Annotated in this window: 21 protein-coding genes; 15 read left to right on the top strand and 6 right to left on the bottom strand. The window is 50.7% G+C overall.

Going from position 1 to position 20,530, the window contains the following annotated elements:
• Nucleotides 1-2,160, top strand: coding sequence for a 1,3-beta-galactosyl-N-acetylhexosamine phosphorylase (gene gnpA / locus BN3772_RS29150; RefSeq protein WP_042204078.1), 2,160 nt, complete (start codon nucleotides 1-3; stop codon nucleotides 2,158-2,160).
• Between the two features lie 156 nt (nucleotides 2,161-2,316).
• Entirely contained in the window at nucleotides 2,317-3,060 is a 744-nt protein-coding gene (yaaA, locus tag BN3772_RS29145) for a peroxide stress protein YaaA (RefSeq protein ID WP_042204076.1), read from the top strand.
• A 101-nt stretch (nucleotides 3,061-3,161) separates the two neighbouring features.
• Here the strand turns inward: yaaA and BN3772_RS29140 are convergent, their stop codons facing one another.
• Nucleotides 3,162-3,557 (bottom strand): hypothetical protein, encoded by a 396-nt coding sequence (locus tag BN3772_RS29140; RefSeq protein ID WP_042204074.1) that lies wholly within the window; start codon nucleotides 3,555-3,557, stop codon nucleotides 3,162-3,164.
• A 209-nt stretch (nucleotides 3,558-3,766) separates the two neighbouring features.
• Between BN3772_RS29140 and BN3772_RS29135 the strand changes: the two genes are divergently transcribed.
• The 6 genes from BN3772_RS29135 (at nucleotide 3,767) to BN3772_RS29110 (ending at nucleotide 7,187) form a co-directional block, all read left to right on the top strand.
• Nucleotides 3,767-3,991 carry a helix-turn-helix domain-containing protein gene (locus BN3772_RS29135; RefSeq protein WP_042204072.1) on the top strand — a complete coding sequence of 75 codons (225 nt, stop codon included), beginning with the start codon at nucleotides 3,767-3,769 and terminating at the stop codon, nucleotides 3,989-3,991.
• Between the two features lie 48 nt (nucleotides 3,992-4,039).
• Nucleotides 4,040-4,282: a hypothetical protein gene (locus BN3772_RS29130; RefSeq protein ID WP_042204070.1), complete on the top strand. Its 243-nt coding sequence runs from the start codon at nucleotides 4,040-4,042 to the stop codon at nucleotides 4,280-4,282.
• Nucleotides 4,283-4,352: 70 nt separating this feature from the next.
• On the top strand, nucleotides 4,353-4,583 hold the full coding sequence (locus BN3772_RS29125) for a hypothetical protein (RefSeq protein WP_042204068.1): 231 nt from the start codon (nucleotides 4,353-4,355) through the stop codon (nucleotides 4,581-4,583).
• Between the two features lie 182 nt (nucleotides 4,584-4,765).
• Nucleotides 4,766-5,932 (top strand): GyrI-like domain-containing protein, encoded by a 1,167-nt coding sequence (locus BN3772_RS29120; RefSeq protein WP_042204065.1) that lies wholly within the window; start codon nucleotides 4,766-4,768, stop codon nucleotides 5,930-5,932.
• A gap of 332 nt (nucleotides 5,933-6,264) precedes the next feature.
• The gene (locus BN3772_RS29115; protein ID WP_157643676.1) at nucleotides 6,265-6,648 is read left to right on the top strand and encodes a hypothetical protein; all 384 of its coding nucleotides are present in this window, start codon (nucleotides 6,265-6,267) and stop codon (nucleotides 6,646-6,648) included.
• Between the two features lie 35 nt (nucleotides 6,649-6,683).
• On the top strand, nucleotides 6,684-7,187 hold the full coding sequence (locus tag BN3772_RS29110) for a hypothetical protein (RefSeq protein WP_042204061.1): 504 nt from the start codon (nucleotides 6,684-6,686) through the stop codon (nucleotides 7,185-7,187).
• Between the two features lie 63 nt (nucleotides 7,188-7,250).
• Here the strand turns inward: BN3772_RS29110 and BN3772_RS29105 are convergent, their stop codons facing one another.
• The 4 genes from BN3772_RS29105 to BN3772_RS29090 all read right to left on the bottom strand — a co-directional run bounded on the left by BN3772_RS29105 (nucleotide 7,251) and on the right by BN3772_RS29090 (nucleotide 9,975).
• The gene (locus BN3772_RS29105) at nucleotides 7,251-7,664 is read right to left on the bottom strand and encodes a VOC family protein (protein ID WP_042204058.1); all 414 of its coding nucleotides are present in this window, start codon (nucleotides 7,662-7,664) and stop codon (nucleotides 7,251-7,253) included.
• A 17-nt stretch (nucleotides 7,665-7,681) separates the two neighbouring features.
• Nucleotides 7,682-8,644, bottom strand: coding sequence for a phosphotransferase enzyme family protein (locus BN3772_RS29100; protein ID WP_042204097.1), 963 nt, complete (start codon nucleotides 8,642-8,644; stop codon nucleotides 7,682-7,684).
• Between the two features lie 66 nt (nucleotides 8,645-8,710).
• A complete protein-coding gene (locus BN3772_RS29095; protein WP_042204055.1) occupies nucleotides 8,711-9,481 on the bottom strand; it encodes a hypothetical protein in 771 nt (256 codons plus the stop codon).
• Nucleotides 9,454-9,975, bottom strand: coding sequence for a ClbS/DfsB family four-helix bundle protein (locus BN3772_RS29090; protein WP_042204052.1), 522 nt, complete (start codon nucleotides 9,973-9,975; stop codon nucleotides 9,454-9,456). Before BN3772_RS29090 ends, BN3772_RS29095 begins: the two co-directional genes overlap by 28 nt.
• Before the next feature lie 313 nt (nucleotides 9,976-10,288).
• Here BN3772_RS29090 and BN3772_RS29085 point away from each other — a divergent pair, with 313 nt between their 5' ends.
• The 7 genes from BN3772_RS29085 to BN3772_RS29055 all read left to right on the top strand — a co-directional run bounded on the left by BN3772_RS29085 (nucleotide 10,289) and on the right by BN3772_RS29055 (nucleotide 19,977).
• Complete coding sequence (locus tag BN3772_RS29085; protein WP_042204050.1) at nucleotides 10,289-11,620, top strand: methyl-accepting chemotaxis protein; 1,332 nt, start codon at nucleotides 10,289-10,291, stop codon at nucleotides 11,618-11,620.
• 194 nt (nucleotides 11,621-11,814) lie between these two features.
• On the top strand, nucleotides 11,815-13,368 hold the full coding sequence (locus BN3772_RS29080; protein ID WP_042204048.1) for a glycosyltransferase family 39 protein: 1,554 nt from the start codon (nucleotides 11,815-11,817) through the stop codon (nucleotides 13,366-13,368).
• Between the two features lie 3 nt (nucleotides 13,369-13,371).
• Complete coding sequence (locus BN3772_RS29075; RefSeq protein ID WP_042204047.1) at nucleotides 13,372-13,623, top strand: hypothetical protein; 252 nt, start codon at nucleotides 13,372-13,374, stop codon at nucleotides 13,621-13,623.
• Nucleotides 13,624-13,788: 165 nt separating this feature from the next.
• Nucleotides 13,789-16,065: an AraC family transcriptional regulator gene (locus BN3772_RS29070; protein ID WP_042204095.1), complete on the top strand. Its 2,277-nt coding sequence runs from the start codon at nucleotides 13,789-13,791 to the stop codon at nucleotides 16,063-16,065.
• Between the two features lie 328 nt (nucleotides 16,066-16,393).
• Nucleotides 16,394-17,353 (top strand): ABC transporter permease, encoded by a 960-nt coding sequence (locus BN3772_RS29065; RefSeq protein WP_042204045.1) that lies wholly within the window; start codon nucleotides 16,394-16,396, stop codon nucleotides 17,351-17,353.
• A 15-nt stretch (nucleotides 17,354-17,368) separates the two neighbouring features.
• Nucleotides 17,369-18,241: a carbohydrate ABC transporter permease gene (locus BN3772_RS29060; protein WP_042204042.1), complete on the top strand. Its 873-nt coding sequence runs from the start codon at nucleotides 17,369-17,371 to the stop codon at nucleotides 18,239-18,241.
• A gap of 68 nt (nucleotides 18,242-18,309) precedes the next feature.
• Nucleotides 18,310-19,977 (top strand): ABC transporter substrate-binding protein, encoded by a 1,668-nt coding sequence (locus BN3772_RS29055; RefSeq protein WP_042204040.1) that lies wholly within the window; start codon nucleotides 18,310-18,312, stop codon nucleotides 19,975-19,977.
• A 210-nt stretch (nucleotides 19,978-20,187) separates the two neighbouring features.
• Here BN3772_RS29055 and BN3772_RS29050 read toward each other — a convergent pair.
• On the bottom strand, nucleotides 20,188-20,530 hold a 343-nt coding region (locus BN3772_RS29050), incomplete at its 5' end, for a hypothetical protein (protein WP_042204039.1).

Here is a 20,530-nt window from a genome sequence, read left to right as displayed (position 1 = left end):
TTGACTGAACATACTAAGGGCTCTTTTACACTGCCGGGCGAATCCGGATATGAAAAGCTGACGCTGGAGCTGGCTGACCGCTGGGGTGCGGATGTCATCCGTGACAGTGACGGCACCAAGCTGTCTGATGAAATAATCAACGCGGGGTACGGCATCTATTCCACAATCTGTATCATCCGTGACCATAATGAATGGGCATCGCAGAATCCTGACAAGCTGCAGCAGTCCTTCCTGATCACCAATCCGAAGGTAGCGGTACAGGATTACTTGTCCATCTATGTGATGGAGGATTTCTTCGCTGACCAGTTCAGAGTGAATGACTCCAAGGAAGCGTTCAAATACTGGCAGGTTGTTGACCGTACGACGGGGGAAGAGCTTCCGCGCGAGCAGTGGAATTACGACCGTGAATCGGGGAATGTGGTGCTGACCGGGATTACGCCTTGGCATAAATACACCGTCAGCTTCATGGCTTACCGCATCTGGGAAGAGATCTCCATGTACAACCACACCACGAACAACTGGACCAAGGACCACCTCATGCAGATCGACCCGATGTACTCGGAGACTCAGGAGTATATGCTGGACTGGATGGAACAATGGTGCGTGGAGCATAAAGAAACAACGGTAGTCCGCTTTACTTCCCTGTTCTATAACTTCGCCTGGATCTGGGGCAGCAGTGAGCGCAACCGCCACCTGTTCTCCGACTGGGGTTCATATGACTTTACCGTGAGTGCAAGAGCGCTTGATCTGTTTGCCAAGAAATACGGCTATTCCCTGACTGCTGAAGATTTCGTTAACGGCGGCAAGTACCGTGTCAGCCACATTCCGGCTGAGCAGCGTAAGCTGGACTGGATGGAGTTCATTAATGACTTTGTCATTGGCTTCAGCAAGCAGCTTATCGATATTGTTCACAGTCACGGCAAGCTGGCTTATGTCTTTTATGATGACAGCTGGGTTGGCATGGAGCCTTACAATGACCGGTTCGAGGAGTTTGGCTTCGACGGCATGATCAAATGTGTATTCTCCGGCTATGAAGCGCGTATGTGCTCCGGTGTCAAAGTGGACACGCACGAAATCCGTCTGCATCCTTACCTGTTCCCGGTTGGACTGGGCGGCGCGCCTACCTTCATGGAGGGCGGAGACCCTACACTGGATGCGAAGAAATACTGGATTAACATCCGCCGTGCCCTGCTGCGCGAGCCGATTGACCGTATTGGACTGGGCGGCTACCTGCATCTGGTTGAGCCATACCCGGACTTCTGCGATTACATCGAGAAGATTGCAGATGAATTCAGAGAGATCAAAGAGCTGCATAGCCAAGGCAAGCCTTACCAGGTGAAAACCAAGGTAGCGGTACTGCACAGCTGGGGCAAGCTGAGATCCTGGACGCTGTCCGGCCATTTCCACGAAACCTTTATGCATGATCTGATTCATATCAATGAGGCATTGTCCGGTTCGCCGGTGGAAGTGCAGTTCATCGACTTCGAGGACATCCGCCAGGGCGTGCTGAACAACGTTGATGTAGTGATCAATGCAGGTGCAGCAGGTTCCGCCTGGAGCGGCGGCAAGCACTGGAACGACAGCAAAGTGGTCGATATGCTGACCAAATGGGTGTATGAAGGCGGTACGTTCATCGGGGTGAACCAGCCTTCTGCAGTAGAAGGGTATGACACGTTCTTCAGAATGGCCCATGTTCTCGGTGTAGATGAGGATACAGGTGCCAGAGTGGTGCATGGCCGGTGGGCTTTTGAAGCCAAGGATGAGCTGGGCCTGCTGCCTGAAGGAGCGGGCATTGAAGCGAAGCAGGGCATTTACCTGACCGATGGTGCAGCTTCGGTTGTGCAGCAATCGGGCGGCAGAATCACGTTGTCCTCGAACGCTTTTGGCAAAGGAAAAGGGATCTACCTGCCTTCCTTCGAGTTCAACCTGGAGAATACGAGACTGCTGCTCAACCTGATTCGTTATGCGGGCGGCGAGCTGAATGACAACAAGTACATTACGGATAACCTCTACACAGAGTGCGCTTACTATCCGGAGAGCAAGATTCTCGTTGTAATTAACAACAGCTCAGAGACGCAGAAGACCTCGGTTGAGACGGAATTCGGCATGCAGACGCTGGAGCTCGCTCCTTATGATACTGTGATTAAGACGATCGGCTAATAGGTTTGTTTGGTAAAAAAAGCTCAAGTATGCGGCGGTCTGCCGTATGCTTGGGCTTTTTTGCTGTGTAGCAGACGGGGATAAGAGCTGCTGAACGCAAAATATGATAGGATAAGAGTACATTATTACCGCCATTGGGCCAGAAAAGAGAGTAGCATGCGAATCATTATTTCACCTGCCAAGAAGATGAAGATCGACACGGATGTATTCGCGGAGCGTCAGCTGCCGCAGTTCATCAGCGAGTCGGAGACATTGTTAGCCGCATTACAAAAACTGAATTATGATGAGTTAAAAAGCATCTGGAAATGCAATGACGACATCGCTGCGCAGAATGTGGAGCGCATTACCCATATGAAGCTGAAGCGGAATCTAACGCCGGCGGTGTTCGCCTACGAAGGCCTGCAATACCAGTACATGGCGCCGGGCGTGCTGCAGATGGAGGAGCTGGAGTATCTGCAGGAGCACTTACGGATTCTCTCCGGGTTCTACGGGATGCTGCGCCCGTTCGACGGCGTTGTTCCTTACCGGCTGGAAATGCAGGCCAAACTGGCCGGACCCGGCTATAGCTCATTGTACAAGTTCTGGAACCGGAAGCTGGCGGACCAGCTGTTTGCGGAAACCGACTGTATCGTGAACCTGGCCTCCAAGGAGTACAGCAAGTGTGTCTCTCCGTATCTGGGGGAGGACGTTCATATGGTTACATGCGTGTTCGGACAAGAAGTAAAAGGGAAAATAACCGAAAAAGCCACCTTCGCCAAAATGGCCCGGGGCGAAATGGTCCGCTTCATGGCCGAGCGGCAGATCAGCCGTGTTGAGGAGATTAAGGAGTATAAAGGGCTGAACTTTGCTTACTCGGATGAGCTGTCTGATGAGGGGACTTATGTGTTTGTACAAAGTTAAAGCTGATTGTATATAGTCTAAACGGACAAGCAGACACCATACTAAAAAGACCGCCAAAGGCGGTCTTTAACACAAGTTATGGCAGCTTTGATCTAGACTGTTCAATTAAAGCTAATCGTGTAGGCGATTAAAGGATAAGGAGTCGTTGATCCGGGAACACGTTCTACTACAGTGACCAGCGTGCCGGTCTGGTAATAGCTTGCACCGCCGCTGTAATTAGTCTTATTTACAATAGCTGTGCCAAGGTCAACTGTTGCATTGTTATAGCTCCAGTAGTAATGCAGCCGGAGTACGTTGGCAACGGAGGTTGTAATTTTCACGCTTGTACCGGATGTTCTGGCGTTAGGGAGATTGTAAGTGTAGGTTTGGCCTGAGGAAAGGGAATGGTTAAAGCTGTATCCATAGTCTACGGTGACAGGGTTAGCAGACGCGGTTAGACCAAAGCTCATTGACAGGCCCATAATGAAGACAAGTACTGATGTAAGCATTTTTTTCATACAATTGCTCATCCTCTCAAATGAAATGTTTTGGTAGTTTATCCGATGTAAACTAAAAACCTTCCAAAGCAGAATGGATATTGCCCTTAATATATACCAGTAAATTACATTTGTAAATGATGTGTTTGCCATACATCTTCTGCTGTTTTTTAATAGAATATACCTTGTTAATGCTACACACCCATTCCCCTATCCAATGGAGGATTACAATGGACACAGCAGCCCGATTCAAGAAGTCCATCTCTTACATAGAAGAACACCTGCATAGCGAGATCAGCCTTGAGCTGGCGGCACAGGCCGGATACATCTCCCTAATGCAGCTCTACCGGGACTGTTACACCTACACCGGACATTCGGTAAAGGAGTATATCCGCAAACGCCGGCTGTCGGTTGCCCTTGCCCTGATCAGAGCGGCAGAGCTGCCGCTGGCCTAGATTGCCTATGCCTGCGGCTACAGCTCCCAGCAGGCCCTGTGCAAATATATGAAATCCGCCACAGCTATGACTCCGCTGGAATACCAGAAGAAAGATGCCTGCTATTACTTCCCCGCATACGGCAGCCAGCCTGTAAGGCAGGTAACGGTTACTACAGATATAATCCCCAAGACGCTGCATTTTGCTTTTTATCATCCTGAACCAGACGGCATTGAACACCGGGCATTGCCGACAGTGTCTTTCGAGAAGCGGCTGTGCATCTGGAAGTCACCCGTACATTTGCCGGAATAACGGTTAACAATAATGAAGCTGAGATTACGCCGGCCTGGACTACCTTTACGGGGAATGGCTGAGAGTAAGTATGTTCAAGCCGGCTGAGGGCGGTTATTTTGAGGAGTATATAGGCAAGAGCGGTGCCCTGAACAGGCTGGTCCTGTATCTGCAGGTGGTCAAGCGGCCGGATTACAACAGCATCCGCGTGGAGTATTGTGATGAACGGTTATTTCTGGCCGCCAGCCGCTTGGGAGAGGGCGCTGAGGAACAGGCAGCTGCAGCGACAGCAGGGTGTTCGGCGAATTGCTGGACAGCTTGATCAGAGAAGACGGATGGATCAGGGGGAAGGCGCCCGCTTTTACTACATACAAGACAAACGGCAGTCATGACCCGAAGAAGATACTGATGAAGGTATGGATCGGGCTGGAAGCTGTTATAAACCGATAATACCGCAGGCCTGATTGTAAATAAAATAAAGGTATGAAAGGAGCTGGAACAAACATGAGTCTAAGAAAAAAGGACCTCCCCGAACAGGCTTCGGAAGGTTACAGCCCCCGGGTTAAGCCGGCAATACTGAGAATGGTGGAGGAGATGAGCCAGATGGAGCTTCCAAATGAAGTGCTTGTGGAGCAGGTTACTGAGTTATGTGCAATTGTTGACAGGCCGGAGATGAAGATTGTCGGAATTGCGCTGCCGGTGACGTTCGAAAGCCGGGGTTACGGGGGATTCTCAGGATTCGGGCATGCGGGCTGTATTCTGAATGACTACTTTTATACCAAGAAGCTGATATCAGAAGGTGATATGACCCTGCTCTCCAGCCTAATCAGCAGCAGACTCCAAGGCGGGGATAACGTTATTTCAGTACGGACAGAGGTTAAAGGCGACGGCAACTATAAGGTGATTGTGGGCTATGAGGTGGACAGTCTGGAGGACTTGCCGGACCATTTGCCGGAGTATACGGAGACGTTTACAGTACCGGCCTGCCGGTATGCCAAGGTCCTGATTAATGAGGGGCAGCAGGAAGGACGGCTGGGGTACGGCGAACGTATGCATGCGGATGAGTACTTTGTGGGGGATTTCCGCAATACTACCAGCTATGTATATAATCCTGCGGGCTGCGGGTTCAATACATATGACAGCGCGGGAGAGATTCTGACCAAATATGAACCGGTTATGACGGCACAGACGGTTGCTGAGCGCTACGCTTCCCTGCGTTTTAAGGCCATTACTCTCCCAGAGATGAAGATCGCCTGCAGCATGACTCTGCCGGATAGCGAGGAGTTTGTGATTACGAAGTATTTTGGCGTGCAGGACCAGGTGTTTGCCACTGAAGCAGCAAAGTATTATCTGCATGATTACTACGGGTTTGCGGCGGATAGCGGTCAAGAGGGGAAGTACAATTCCTGCTTCGGCACAAGAGTCAGCTCGTTCACCGGACTGCCGGATGGTGTAGAAAAGATAACGCTGCCAGGTGGCATCTATCTGCATATCAGCCAGCTTGAAGTGAACGGTGATAATCCCGGTATCCCGTATGATGCTGCGTTCAATCATCTGGAGGAGCTGTATCTGTCAGAGCATCCCGGGCATCAGCGCGACTGGAGCAGACAGGTCATCGCCCGGTTCCGGCAGGCTAATGCGGCTTCGGTATTTGTTCCGCTGATGATGTGAGATTGAATAAAAAGAGATGATGGATGAACGATAAACGATGAGGCCTTTCCCGGCGGGAAGGGGAATTTGTATGTATGACGCAGTGTAGAGGCTGCACCTGTTGTTGAACTGCATATATTTGCTATGGGCAGAGTTTTTTTACGTAAGGTTATTGTGCGCGTGCAGATTTTAATAATGGAGGCGAATTTATCATCTCGACTACTGTTTATGTGAATGTCCGGCACTGGCTATTCTGGTACGGGGTTTATGGGTTTTGTAACAAAAGTGCTAACGATGAGATCACTATATATGCAGATAAAGAAAAGTGTAAGCGTCTGGGGTATTTTGACCTTATGACTGAGCCGTGCCTCTCGTATATCTTAAAGCATGAATTGGATAGGGTTGATGATGAGGAATTCTGTGAGGAGATTGAAGCCTTTTTACAGGGAGAAGAGGATGTATACTACAGTTATAGTTATCCGCCTAATGAAAAAGAGCTTTCCCGTCAGGTAGGCCATTCCGCACCCGTAAATGATAAAGGGTATAAGCCTGTTTACATCACGATCTTTTCGAAGCTGTCAGCAGCATGGGATATGTATGCGATTGAACGAGTGGTGAAGATCATTGCTGACGATTTTTTGCATATAAAGGTTGAAAGAATAGAGTTTCTAGATATGCCGACGTACGAGGAGACTAAGGTATCTTATGAGCGGGATTACGCGCCTTATGTAGGCTGAGCAGATATTGACTTGAAATAAAAGGAGAATCAATCATGGGGTTTGATTTGTTTATTACTATTCCTATTGTAGTGGCTCTTATTGTAGTAATCTGGTGTATAACTGTAATCATACGGAGACAAGCAATCCGGAGAACAATGGGTAACCGGCTGCTGATTGTCAGGGATGCAAGGTTTACTCTTGATGTCATTTTCGGATTGTTATTCTTAGCTATTGGAGGGTATCAAGTGATCCGGTTCTATGGGGCAGAGGGTGATATAGAGCTGATGTTTCTATTTTGGCCGATGTACTTAATCCTTTTGGCACCCGTTTATTTGGTAAGAGCACTGAGTAAAATTGAGATTTATGATCAGGGCATTTTAACGAGAGATGGAATGTGGAGATGGGAGCAGACAGCGAAGGTTTCCGTCAAAGAAGAGGCCAATGCTGTAACAGTCAGATTTATACTAAAACGCAATTGGCTTACTAATAAGAAGATAACCATAAGTAAAAATGAGAAAGAGAATGTAATTATGCTGCTGAATGATGTCATTAAATGATAAAGGGATCTTCCGGAGCCGTCCGAACTTTAATAAAGGGGGCGGTAATCCGCCCTCTTTGACTTAACCCTCCGTCATTAGTCCCCAGCGGAAGCCAAACCTGTCCACCACGGAAGCCATAGAGGAGCTGTATGTCGTTGTACGCAAAGGCTGGATGATGCTCCCGCCTTCCTTGAGTGTTTCGTAGGCTTCTTTTACCAGATCATCTGTTTCAAAGGTAATAGTCAGGACGAGATTGGGATTTCCGGAGGCCACCGGCCCGATTTCATCCGCGAGCATCATGCGCTGAGTGCCGATGTAAGCCTCTGCGTGATATACATAGCTTCGTTGCCCTGTTGTAATGCTGAAATCCCAGTCTTGCGGATCGGCGTCTGCATAGTGCAGAAGGTAACCGACTTGCAGGCCGAACGCTTTCTGATATAAGCCGATTGCTTCCTCACATTGTCCATAAAAATGCAGGGTAGGCGTAACAAGCATGAATGTACAGCTCCTTTTTAGTTCAACAGGAAGGGTTCCCCGTTCAGATACTTACTGCAGAAGCGCTCAATTACATAAGGAATAGTTCGGGACAGCTCTTCATGCTCCAGCGGATTAGCGGAGAGGAATGCAAAGTTCCTGAGAATAGCCCAGATAAAATAGCTTTCCAGCAAGTGCTCATATTCCGGCGGCAGCTCGTTGTGGCGGGTGTAGGCAGAGATAAAGGTGCGGCGGTTATCGGGCGATAAGTGCAGGAAGGTCTCCGCAACATCAAACAGATAGAAGCCGTACCCGCAGCCGGAAAAATCAATCGGCCTCGGCTCACCGTCACAGAACACGTAGTTGCTCTCATGCAAATCGGAATGGATGATGCCATAGTTATCCCTTGTTAATGGCTGCTGTTCGATGACCTCCGCAATGCTGTTGGCCGCTGATTCCAGTGAGTTGAACTGCTCTGTGGATAAAAGGCCGGCCGGGAGCTGACGCTGCAATTGTGCGAGTGAGGACAGCAGATTCTCACGGTGATAGACCGGGCGGACGAATCCGGCTGGTGGTTCCCATTGCTTCGAATGCTGATGCAGCGCCGACATGAGCTGTGCCAGCTGCGTTACTTCTTCGGGGCTCGGCTCCCGGTCAAGGGTATCACCGTCTACCCAGCGGCAGCAGGTGACATTAAGGTGTTCCAGTGTTCCGTAAGTGATTGCGGTAACCAGCTCGTGCTCCCGGTTTTTTACCGGTGTGGGAAGGGTTAGCTTCGTATCGCGGGATAGGGCCTCCAGCCAGATGAGCTCTGATTCAATGCTGTCTCTGGTTATTGGTTCCCCTTCGGAGTGATGCAGCTTTAACAGAATATCCGGGGTCTCTGCAAGCGTTCTGACCCGGAAAGTGACGCTGCCGCTTTTGCCCAAGTAATCCAGTTCGCTGCCCGGAAAATCATACTGCTCCAGCGCAGCCTGCGCCATTAGAATGTAATCTTGCATTGTGTATTCTTGCTCTGTGTACAAATCACCAGCTCCGTTATTTGTTTTCAATATTCTACCATATTGTTAACGGGTAGTAGCTGTTACTATAATGAACAAAGTATGGAGGTTCCGGTATGAGCGCGTGGAGGAAGAAGCGGGGTTGAGTTGTTTGCATATGAGCGGGGAGATAAAATTAGAGGGCAAAATGCCTCTGATTTCGCCCGGATGAGGCGGAACGGCAAAATCAAAGGCCAAAATGCCTCTGATTCCGCCCGTATGAGGCGGAACGGCAAAATCAAAGGCCAAAATGCCTCTGATTCCGCCCGTATGAGGCGAAACGGTAGAATCAAAGGCAAAAATGCCTCTGATTCCGCCCGGATGAGGCGGAACGGGAGAATCAAAGGCAAAAATGCCTCTGATTCCGCCCGGATGAGGCGGAACGGCGGAATCAAGGGCCAAAATACCTCTGATTCCGCCTGCATGGGGCGGAACGGCAAAATCAAAGGCCAAAATGCCTCTGATTCCGCCCGTATGAGGCGGAACGGCAGAATCAAGGGCCAAAATGCCTCTGATTCCGCCTGCATGGGGCGGAACGGCAGAATCAAAGGCCAAAATGCCTCTGATTCCGCCTGCATGGGGCGGAACGGCAAAATCAAGGGCCAAAATGCCTCTGATTCCGCCTGCATGAGGCGAAACGGCGGAATCAAGGGCAAAAATGCCTCTGATTCCGCCTGCTAACGCATGTTCTGTCTGCATCTCCGCTTCGTCCGCTAACGAGCCAGCTCCGCAACTCTCTCCCGTCTGCCACTCCGCGAATCCGCCCGCATTCACTCCGCCGGAACGTGCTTTTTCCACTTCCGGATCTTTGCCCGGAAGGTTTTGAAAGGGGCGGCCGAGTTGATGTGAATCCAGCGGGCCATCGGCCAGTTATCCTTGCGGCCTGTCCAGGCGCGAATCCCCTGAGTAAACAGCTCTTCCTCCGTCAAGCCGCCTACCCAGGCCAGCCATTGCTGCTCCACCTGACATAGCAGCTCCCGTAGTTCGGTGAGTGTACAGTCCTCGTACTTTTGATAGAAGGACTGGTACAGTCCGCCCAACTGGTTCCATTTATAGTCTGCAGACGGCATCGGCACACTCTGGCCTGCAAGCTCCGCTTTATCCCAGCCCATAACGAGATGCAGCCAGCCGAGCTGATAAGCAATGATTTCCCCCGGTGTTTTATCCACCTCAGGTATCCGCGTGTTCCTGTAACGGTCATCGATCCCTGCAAATTCGGCATCGAATAATATGTAGTTAGTATGGATCGTGTCCAGCAACTCCTGCTGGGTGTTATATTCATAGCTTGCCATATTAGCTATACTCCCCCCTGTATTCTTAACTCCGTTATACCATAGAGCAGTGACACCAGTATGTCCGGTTTAGCTCAATTAACAGCATTAATAAAGTTACCTCGCCCCCCGGCACTCCCACACTCCCACACTCCAGCCCTCTTAACATCTAGCTCCGTCACTCTGCCACTCCCATCACTCCCATCAAACCGCCACTCGTGTCACTCCCGCCATCCATCACCTCACTAATTAGTCCCGCCATCCCCGTTTGTTTATGTTCAGTTAATCCGGCTGGGGTATGGTATAGATATTATTTTTTGCGGGGGAGAGGCTTATGGGCATAAAGAACCGGCTGTTGAATGCTACTGTGAACTCCATTAAGTTTAAGCTGGTGCTGGCAATTGTGATTGTACAGGTGCTGAGCACCAACATCGGGCAGACTGTAAATTATCTGCTGGACAGAAGCGGTGAGGTGATTGAGATCGTCGGAGGGGACTCCAGATATATCGAGGGAAACGTCGGATTCCTGGTCTCTTCAGGCCTCAGCATTCTGATCTCTGTGTTCATTATTGTTTTTGTGTACGATAAGCTGGTCCTGAAGCGGCTGAAAAAGGTACTGGGGTACACCGAGCAGCTGGGGGAAGGCGTTCTGTCGGGGGAGCTGAAGTTTGGCGGCAATGATGAGATCAGCAGACTCGGCCATTCGCTCGATAAAAGTGCTGCTCATATCAAATCCCTGGTCTCCGGAATCGCAGATATTTCGGGCAATATCAATACAGCCAGCTATGAGCTAATGGAATCGGCCCGGAATTCTTCGGCCAGCATGAACACGATACATACAACTTCATCAACCCTCGCGGATGATGCGTTAAGTCTGCTGCACTCCACCCGGGAAGCAAACAGCTCCTTCGAGCAGATCCATGAGCAGAACCGGTTGCTGCTGGTAAATGCCGGGTCAGCCTTGAGCTCAGCAGATGAAATGGAAAACCGTGCTGTACAGATGAGCCGGCAGGTAAAGGCTTCCCTTGAGCAGGCTGACCGGACCTACAGGGAAAAGCAGGACAATATTCTAAAAGCCATCGCAGCCGGCGCAATCGTTGAGGAGATTAGCGTCATCTCACACAGCGTAAAGGCGATATCGTCACAGACCCATCTGCTGGCCCTGAATGCATCGATTGAAGCTGCCAGAGCGGGTGAGCAGGGCAGAGGGTTTGAGGTGGTAGCGGGAGAGGTGAAGAAGCTGGCCGATCAGTCGGCTCAGGCCATTTCAGGAATCGAGGAGCTTGTGGCCCAGGTGCGGGAGGTATTTGAGCATCTGTCGCGCAGCTCGCAGGATGTGCTGGAGTATATTGACCATAATGTAAAAGCGGACTACGAGCTTCTTCTCCAGACCGGCCGCCAATATGAGTCGGACGCGGCGCTGATCCACCGGATTTCAACGGAAGTGAACGGCGCAGCAGGCCTAATGAATACCTCCATCAAGGAGATCAGTAAGGTGATAGATACGGTTGTAGATACCTCAGGGAACGCCTCAGCGTATACGGCCGAGATTAATGCCAGCCTGACCGATATTAGCGCGGTGATGAATGAGGCGGCAGTATCGATGGAGCAGCAGTCTGCGCTGGCGTCACAGTTAATTGAGTCAGTAAAAAGATTCACTTTTTAATAGACAATAAGCAACTAATCCGGACACCTTCAAGAGATGCAATTCTGCCGCTGTGCAGAGCAACTTTTGGAGGTGTTTTTGTCTGGCCGGAGCCTGCCGGATTAAGCCCGCGATCCCCGCAGCTTCATTTTCATCTAACGTTCAGTTTCAGTGTTTATAATGCGCTTATCACTACTCCGCAAGAGGAGGTTCTCATGGTCAAGGGTATTCACAAATCACTTTATATCATCCTTAGCTTGTTCATCGGCCTGTTCATTGCTTCCTCATTTTTTATCAGGGCAAAGTACAGTTATTTCGTATACGGAGACACACCGGTACTGGAAAAGCAGCAGCTCGGCCTGTTCATTCTGGTCATCGTTCTGATGCTGGCAATAAGCGCCGTGCTCTATACAATAAGCCTGAAGCTCAATAGGTTCAGCAGACGCATTGTTATTCCCGCCGTTCTGGCGGTGTCTTTTGCCCTTCAGCTGGCTATTATTTTCCTGTTCCCCCGTCTGCCGACGGATGATTCCGAGACGGTGCTTAATCTGGCGCTCGATATGCTCTACCGCAGCGATTATTCCTCCTTTGAGACAGGCGGGTATCTGCATATGTTCCCGTTTAACTTCTCGACGGTTCTCTACTTAAAGACGCTGCTGTACCTTTTCCCGGATAATTACCTGACGATTAAACTATTCAATATTCTGTTCACGCTCTTAACCGCGTTAATGATTTACCTGCTTTATAAAGAGCTTAACGTTAAGTCCCGGGAGCGTGACTATGGGGTTCTGATACTTGCGGCAACCTATTTGCCGGCCTTGTTCATGAGCAATTTTATTTACAATGATGTGATTGCTACTGCTTTTTTGACGGGCGCATTATATTTTGCCGTGACATTTTTGAAAAGAAAATCATTAAAGGACATTCTGTTTGCAGCCATCCTGCTGGCCATCGGGAACTGCTTCCGCAGCGTCGGTGTCATTGTGCTGATTGCGGTGCTGCTTAGCCTGCTGCTTGGTATCCGTAGGCTGGGTGTGCGGAAGACGCTGGCGGCGCTGCTCCTTACGGGTGCGCTGTTCAATGTGCCGGGCTGGACGCAGAATGCGGCGCTGCAGGCAGCGGGTGTAGTGGATGAATCGGTCAATACCAATTCGGCACCGGTCTACATGTGGCTGAATATGGGCATCAATCTGGAGACGTTCGGCTTCTGGGACAACCGGGAGAGCTATACGATCTACCAGCAGGATGCTGATTACAATAAGGCGGCAAGTACGGAGCTGTTCAAAGAGGAGATCAGTAATAAGCTGGCGGACGCAAGCGCAGGCGATCTGGTAAACATGTATTATAAAAAGCTGATCTGGACCTGGACGGAAGGCACCTACCAGATGGAGCGCTACGGACTCGGCAATGACAGCTCATCGGGTGACAGAGGCAGAATGGTCGGCATGGTTATGGACCGCTATAGTTATACAAATGCTGCTACCGAGCTTTTTAAAGGAGATTCCGGCTACCGGAGCGGATTGCTGTGGATGATGTATGGGCTGAACCTGCTGATGTACGGCGGCATTCTGGTCCGGCTGATTGGAAGTATCAGGGCTGGACGTTACGCGGAGACTCCGCTGGTGCTGATTATACTTGGGTTTATCGGATTTTATCTGCTGTGGGAGATTAAGGCGCGGTATATTTTCCCGGTGTATCCGCTGCTGATCGTGTTCTCGTACATGGGCTTTAAGGATGTGTATGATTACTTTACCGGAAGGAGGAGATGAAGAATGCGGATCAGACGTTATGCCGCTGTGATCATAGCTGTGCTCAGCTGCTCTATGGTGCTGACTTCGTGCGATGCTATTTCCTCTCAGACAATCTCCAGTGACGGCAGCGGCTCAGGCCCGCGGATGAACGGGGGACAGGGCTTTGGCGGAGGCCGCGGCACGGATGGCGGGTTCCCCGGGATGAACGGCGGGATGAGACGCAGCGGCGGGCAGGGCAGTGATAGAGGCAGCGGGCAAGGCGGACAGAATTAAGCAATCCGCACCAGGACTACCGGATTTCCCCTGCACTACACAAATTGAACATACAGGTTCAATTTGTACATCAACCCTGTGCAAGGATCGTGCTATCATTGGTAATGTACAAAAAGAGTGACATTACAAAAAGAACAATGAGGCAGGGGATCAGTATTGGCTTGGATGCGGGGAAAATTCACCCGGAGTGTAGCTTACCGGCTATTTGTTTCGTATGCTGTGATTCTATGTATACCGGTCATACTCAGTTTAATTATATACGGCCAGACCCGGGAGATCGTCAAGCGTGAGATCGTGCTGGCGAGCGGCGCGATGCTGCAGCAGGTCAGGTACATCGTGGACGGGGAGCTGCTGCAGACGGAGAGCCTGGCGGCTCAGCTGGCCATCCATCCGGATGTGCGCAAATTAATCTCGTCTAGAACAGAAAGCGCTTACGGTGTGTATGAGATGAAGCAGGAGCTGAACAAGCTGCTGTCGGCGAATGATTTTATACAGGGGATATATCTTTACTCTAAGCCGCTGCAGACCGTGCTCTCAAGCGAAACCTATGTGAAGGAGCAGGACTTCTATGAAATGAAGCTGCAGACGGATACATTCAGCTACGGCAGCTGGCAGGAGCTCATTAACGGGGAGCAGACGCGCGGATATGTGATGCTTCCCGTAGAGAATCAGGGGACTGTCGTCTACACTCCGGCTTATGTCCGGTCACTGACGAAGCAGGGCAGCTCGGAGACGGCAGGGACGCTGATTATTGCGCTTAACGCCGAGAAAATCATGACCATGCTGGGCAATATCGACTGGGTGGAACGCGGCCAGGTGTTCATTATGGATACGAATAATCAGGTGCTGATCCAGAATGCCGGCCAGGATACAATTGCTCCTCCGCTCTACCGGGAGTGGAATGACCGCGGGACAGGGACATTTACGGGCTCATTTCAGGATGCAAAGTCGATGATTACCATCGAATCTTCCGATACAACGGGCTGGAAGTATATCAGTGTGTTTCCGACAAAAGTGTTCTGGGAGCGCGTCGGCACCATCCGTAACCTGAACCTGCTGGGGCTGCTGCTGTGCTTTGTGATCGGGGGGGCGGTAATTACTTATTTTGCCCGCAAAAATTATGATCCGATCAAGCAGCTGGTGAGCGTCTTCTCACGCAATACGATGCCGCGCAGCGGGGCTTATCTGGATGAATACACCTTTATCCGCAGCAGTGTGCTGGAGACGATCCGCGAGCGCGATGATATGAACAACAAGCAGGCCCAGCAGCTGCGGGTGCTGAAGGATTATTATCTGGTTAAGCTGCTGAAGGGGCAGACGGACCGCAATGTTCCGCTGACGGAGCTGGCGAAGGCCTACCATTTGTCGTGGATGGGGGATACCTTTGCCGTAATGCTGTTCTATATTGAGAGCAGTGAGGGAGGCGTAACCGATCTGGCCTTATCGCAGTTCATCGTCTCGAATATCGCTCAGGATACGGCGGGTGAGGGAGTGATGCTGCATTTTACAGATGTTGACGGTATGCTTGCAGCGGTGGTGAATGTATATCCCGGGTTCACGGAGCACTGGAAGGAACAGTTGGAGCAGGATCTGGCGCAGGCGGGCCACTTCATTCTTGAACGGTACAAGCTCCGGTTCACGGCAGTAGGCAGTAATCTGCAGAGCGGGCTGGACGGGATTCATCAGGCTTTTGTGCAGGCACTGGAGGCGCAGGAGCACCGGATTATGCTCGGGGATCGGGCGCTGATCTGGTACGGGGATATCAAGCCCGGCGAGAGCAGCTATTTCTTCACCGTGAATGAGCAGATGATTCTGATTAACTTCCTGAAGGCGGAGGAATTCGGCAAGGCGCAGCAGATGATCAGCAACGTGATCGGGCAGGCGTTCCAAGCTGAGGTTTCCCATGAGATGGCGAAGTGTGTGCTGCTGGATCTGGCAACAACGATGATCAAAACCATTCCCGACTCGGAGCAGGCCGGTATCCCCTGGGAGGAATGGCGTCCGCTGAAGCGGCTCTTATCGTGCACCACCAAGGCGGAGTTTGAGCAGGAGCTGATGGATATTTTCGGGCGGGTATGCGGACTGCTTAAGAGCAAGCAGAATAATCAGGCCGGCACCGGGATTAGTGAGAAGATCATTGATTATGTGCAAAAGAATTATAATGACAAGAACCTCAGCGTGGCCCTGATCGGAGATGAATTCCGGCTGACCCCGCAGTACGTATCCAGGCTGTTCCGGGAGCAGACAGGAGAGATGGGGCTGCACGATTATATCAACCATACCCGGGTGGAAGCGGCCAAATCGCTGCTCATAGAGGGAGTAAGCATTGACGAGACGGCGGCCCGCGTCGGCTTCGCCAGCAGCCATGCGCTGATCCGTGTGTTCAAGAAGTATGAAGGCATCACCCCCGGCAAGTACCGAACGATTCAGGAGCAGGGGTAAACTTATTTATATTGAAGAAAGATGGTCTCCGAAGCACTTCGGGGCCATCTTTTTTTAAGCATAGGAATTTATATGTTTTCGGGGTCCCCACAAAGTACCTGAGTCAACTTCCATATTAAGGCCCCGCTTTGTGGGGTTATTTTACGTTCAGACAAGCCAAATTCGCCAAATCATCCATCATGTTCAAAATATCAGCCGCCAAATCACGGGTTTCGTACATCATTTTCTTTAATGAACATTGATGCACAGGCGGAGGGCGGGGTACAGTCGGGATGTAAACGGATTCATGCTGGAGAAGATGAATTTTTATTAAGGAAGTGATCGCATAATGGCAGCTCAGCCGCAAATCAGTGGGGCAGCCCGCAAGCAGCTTAAGAGGAAAGATCAGACGCCGCTGTGGAGGCATGTTAAGCAGGAGTGGAAGCTCTATTCGTTCCTGGTCATTCCCGTACTTTATTTCCTGATTTTTAAGTACGCTCCGATGCTGGGGAATATTATTGCCTTCCGTAAGTATAGGGGCGGGCCGAATATTTTTGGAACGGAATGGGTCGGCTTTACTTACTTTGAAATGTTCATGAAGGACCCGACCTTCTGGCGGGCATTCTTCAACGATCTGACGCTGAGCGTGAGTTACCTGGTGGTTAAATTCCCGCTTACCCTGCTGTTTGCGCTCCTGCTCAACGAAATCCGCAGGCTCAGATGGAAAAAATTCGTCCAGACCGTTTCCTATCTGCCCCATTTTATCTCGATGGTTATTGTTGCAGGGATGATTAAAGAAATTCTCTCCTTAACCGGTCCGGTTAACGGCCTGCTGGCCACACTTGGACTTGAGAAAATCGCCTTCATCTCGCTGCCGGAATGGTTCACGCCCATCTATGTTACGTCCGGGGTATGGCAGGGGCTGGGCTGGGGAACGATCCTCTATCTTGCTGCAATGACCGGCATTGATCCGGCACTGTATGAGGCAGCCAAAATGGACGGGGCCAACCGGATGCGTCTCGCCAAGCACGTTACGATTCCCGGCATTCTGCCGACAGTCATGGTGCTCCTGATTCTCGACATCGGCAGCATTCTAAGCTCTAATTTTGAGAAAATCCTGCTGCTCTACAATCCGCTTACCTATGAATCGGCAGATGTCGTCTCCACCTATGTGTACCGGATGGGGATCACCGGCGGTAATTTCAGCTATGCGACTGCAGTCGGCCTGTTCGAGGGCATTATCGGGCTGATTCTGGTGACAACGGCCAACGCTGTGTCCAAGCGGACTACGAAATCAAGCTTATGGTAGAAAGGAGCAGAGAACATGAAGAGCAGCAGAACCTTCAGCCTGTTTAATATCATGAACAGTATTTTTATGATCCTGATCGTGCTGTTTACCCTGTATCCGTTCGTCTATCTGGTGGCCCAGTCCTTCAGCTCGGAGGCGGCGATTTATGCAGGTTCGGTCTCGATTTTTCCGGTGGAATTCACGACGAAGACGTATCAGGTCATTCTTAGCAAGCCGGACTTTTTCTTATATTACTGGAACACGCTGGTGTACTCTGTCGTCGGTACTTTTATAGCTGTAGCTGCAACCGCAGTCATGTCTTATCCGCTCTCCAAAGATAAACTGCGGCTGAATAAGTTTTTTATTCCCTTCGTGCTGTTTACGATGTATTTTGGCGGCGGGCTGATCCCCAACTACATTCTGGTAGCCAAAACCTTAGGGCTGCGGGATACCATCTGGGCCATTGTTATTCCGGGAGCGATCAGCGCTTTCAATGTCATCCTGATGAAGACGTTCTTCGCCGGTCTGCCGGGTGAGCTGGAGGAGGCGGGGCGTGTTGACGGTCTGGGGGTGTTCGGGATTTTTACACGGATCATTCTGCCGCTGTCGAAGCCGATTCTCGTCACCATTATGTTGTTCGTGATGGTCGGGATGTGGAACAACTGGTTCGGCCCTTCCCTGTATCTGCAGTCGAAGGAGAAATGGCCGGTTGCCCTGTATCTGAAACAGATTATCGATAATGCGATCAGTCCGACGGAAATCGGAGCCACCTCCGACCAGACGAGCCAGATTGCCGCAAGTGTGAAATCGACCGCCATGGTGCTAACGTCATTGCCGATTATCTGTATCTATCCTTTTGTCCAAAAATATTTCGTACAGGGCATGATGATCGGGGCTGTCAAAGGGTAACGGTATAACCGGATGTGCATATTGCACTCCGTTATATACAAGCTTGAACCATAAAGGGGAGGCACAATATGAAATTCACGAAATCGGTAGGCATGGGATTAATGGCAATGCTGCTTGTGTTTACTTCGGCCTGTTCATCCGGTAACAACGGTGCAGCGAACAGCAATAAGCCGGAAGCGACGAAGGCGGCGAATGCGGAAGCGGGTAAGGCTGAGGATTATACCTTTGGCGAGGACCAGACGTTCCGCTCGAGTGAGCCTGTCAGCTACTCGATGATGTACAGTGACCATGAGAACTATCCGTACAAAGCAGACTGGAGACTCTGGAGCGCCATTCAGGAGAAAACCAATGTAACCTTCGATTTGTCCATTACAGCCAGAACCGAATATGAGAATCAGAAATCCCTGCTGGTTAACAGCGGTGATGCCCCTTATATTATTCCCAAGACTTATGATGAATCCGCTTTCGTTGCGTCCGGCCAGATCGTTCCGGTCAGTGACTGGGTCCAGTACATGCCGAACTATTCCAAGGCGGTTAAGGACTGGGGGATGGAAGGCGACCTGAAGATGAAGCTGCGTGATGACGGCAAGTACTATGTGCTTCCGGGCATGTGGGAGATTGCGGGCGGCGGCTACTCTTACATTATCCGTAAGGATGTTTTTGAGGCGGCAGGAGTGGATGTAGAGGGGGAACAGGGCAACTGGACCTATGAAGAATTTGCTGCAGCCTTGAAAAAGGTAAAAGATTACACAGGCTCCCCATACGTTATCTCTGACCAGTTCAAAGGTGAATCTGCCCTGAATATCGCTGCTGTGCAGTACGGCGTTACCGCCGGCTGGGGGATTTCCAATGGGCTGACGTTTGATAACGACAAGCAGCAATTCACTTTTGCCGATAACTCTGATGATTTCAAGAGCTTCGTGGGCTATTTCAATAAGCTCGTTGGTGACGGCATCCTGGACCCGGAAACGTTCACCCAGGAGGATGATGCGGCACAGGCGAAGTTCTTCAAAGGCGATACCTATGCTATCAGCGGCGTGTACCAGGTACTGGCTGATTTCAAGAGCAAGATGCAGGACCCGAACGCCGAATTGTATATGATTACCCAGCCTGGCGGTCCGAAGGGCAAGCTGCAGATTGAGAACTCCCGGCTGGAGAATGGCGTTATGATTAGCCAGAATGCGCTGGATGACCTGGGTGAAGAGGGCTTTATCAAAATGCTGCGCTTCATCGACTGGTTCTGGTACTCGGGTGAAGGCCAGATGCTGAGCCTGTGGGGTGTAGAGGGCGAGACGTATACGCTTGATGCAGACGGTAATGTAGTGCTGAATCCCGATATTTACTATAACGGAATGAATGAAGGCGCTCCTAAGCAGCTGAATGTTGATTACGGGTTCGCCGGCGGAATGTTCGCTTACGGTGGCTCGGAGAAGCTCCGTTTGTCCAAAATGACCGAAGGTGAGCGGGACTTCATGACCCGTATCCAGGAGACGCGTGAAGCACGCGAACTGATTCCGCCGATCATGGCGACCGCCGAGGAGAGCGAGCAGATGAAGCTTATCTCCACTCCGCTCATGGATTATGTCAAGACGATGACCCTGAAATTCGTTACCGGCCAGGAGAGCCTCGACAACTATGATAGCTACAAAGCCCAGGTAGAGGCTAACGGCAGCACGCGTTATACGGAGCTGGCGAACGAGATTTTTGCGAAGACTAAGAGTTTGCTGGGATATTAGATTTGTTGGAATACTAGGTTTGTTGAAATATTAAAGTTGTTAGGATACAAATGGTTGTGACAAGCCACGCGCTGCTTCCCTTTTGGGGAGGTGGCGTTTGGCTTTTTTTGTTGGGGTGTGTTGGGGAGTTGGAGGATGAAAGAGAGGATAGGAGTACAGGAATGGGGTGTAAAGGAATGGTTAAAAGGGCGATGGTATGCGGATTGGCATTTAGGTGGCGGGATGTGCGCAGTGAGGGTAGTGGGAGTAACAAGAGTAATAAGAGAAGTTGGCGCGGTTGGCTGAATGTGCGAAAGGAGAGGCAAAAGTGCCTTTGATTTGGGCGAAGTTGGCTGAATGTGCGAAATGAGAGGCAAAAGTGCCTTTGATTTGGGCGAAGTTGGCTAAATGTGCGAAATGAGAGGCAAAAGTGCCTTTGATTTGGGCGCAGGTGGCTAAATGTGCGAAAGGAGAGGCAAAAGTGCCTTTGATTTCGGCGAAGTTGGCGGAATGTGCGAAATGAGAGGCAAAAGTGCCTTTGATTTGGGCAAAGTTGGCTGAATGTGCGAAAGGA

The sequence above is a fragment of the Paenibacillus camerounensis genome, assembly GCF_000723885.1.
GTDB classification, from domain to species: domain Bacteria; phylum Bacillota; class Bacilli; order Paenibacillales; family Paenibacillaceae; genus Paenibacillus_AQ; species Paenibacillus_AQ camerounensis.
This window is presented reverse-complemented; position numbering and strand designations above follow the sequence as displayed.

Coding starts and splice junctions, on each gene's coding strand:
- BN3772_RS29090 (WP_042204052.1), bottom strand. CDS start 9,975: ATGGCAAGCTATGAATATAACACCCAGCAGGAGTTGCTGGACACGATC.
- BN3772_RS29130 (WP_042204070.1), top strand. CDS start 4,040: ATGAAATCCGCCACAGCTATGACTCCGCTGGAATACCAGAAGAAAGAT.
- BN3772_RS29070 (WP_042204095.1), top strand. CDS start 13,789: ATGCGGGGAAAATTCACCCGGAGTGTAGCTTACCGGCTATTTGTTTCG.
- yaaA (WP_042204076.1), top strand. CDS start 2,317: ATGCGAATCATTATTTCACCTGCCAAGAAGATGAAGATCGACACGGAT.
- BN3772_RS29140 (WP_042204074.1), bottom strand. CDS start 3,557: ATGAAAAAAATGCTTACATCAGTACTTGTCTTCATTATGGGCCTGTCA.
- BN3772_RS29080 (WP_042204048.1), top strand. CDS start 11,815: ATGGTCAAGGGTATTCACAAATCACTTTATATCATCCTTAGCTTGTTC.
- BN3772_RS29055 (WP_042204040.1), top strand. CDS start 18,310: ATGAAATTCACGAAATCGGTAGGCATGGGATTAATGGCAATGCTGCTT.
- BN3772_RS29065 (WP_042204045.1), top strand. CDS start 16,394: ATGGCAGCTCAGCCGCAAATCAGTGGGGCAGCCCGCAAGCAGCTTAAG.
- BN3772_RS29085 (WP_042204050.1), top strand. CDS start 10,289: ATGGGCATAAAGAACCGGCTGTTGAATGCTACTGTGAACTCCATTAAG.
- BN3772_RS29115 (WP_157643676.1), top strand. CDS start 6,265: ATGACTGAGCCGTGCCTCTCGTATATCTTAAAGCATGAATTGGATAGG.
- BN3772_RS29075 (WP_042204047.1), top strand. CDS start 13,372: ATGCGGATCAGACGTTATGCCGCTGTGATCATAGCTGTGCTCAGCTGC.
- BN3772_RS29100 (WP_042204097.1), bottom strand. CDS start 8,644: ATGCAAGATTACATTCTAATGGCGCAGGCTGCGCTGGAGCAGTATGAT.
- BN3772_RS29110 (WP_042204061.1), top strand. CDS start 6,684: ATGGGGTTTGATTTGTTTATTACTATTCCTATTGTAGTGGCTCTTATT.
- BN3772_RS29105 (WP_042204058.1), bottom strand. CDS start 7,664: ATGCTTGTTACGCCTACCCTGCATTTTTATGGACAATGTGAGGAAGCA.
- BN3772_RS29135 (WP_042204072.1), top strand. CDS start 3,767: ATGGACACAGCAGCCCGATTCAAGAAGTCCATCTCTTACATAGAAGAA.
- BN3772_RS29060 (WP_042204042.1), top strand. CDS start 17,369: ATGAAGAGCAGCAGAACCTTCAGCCTGTTTAATATCATGAACAGTATT.
- BN3772_RS29125 (WP_042204068.1), top strand. CDS start 4,353: ATGTTCAAGCCGGCTGAGGGCGGTTATTTTGAGGAGTATATAGGCAAG.
- BN3772_RS29120 (WP_042204065.1), top strand. CDS start 4,766: ATGAGTCTAAGAAAAAAGGACCTCCCCGAACAGGCTTCGGAAGGTTAC.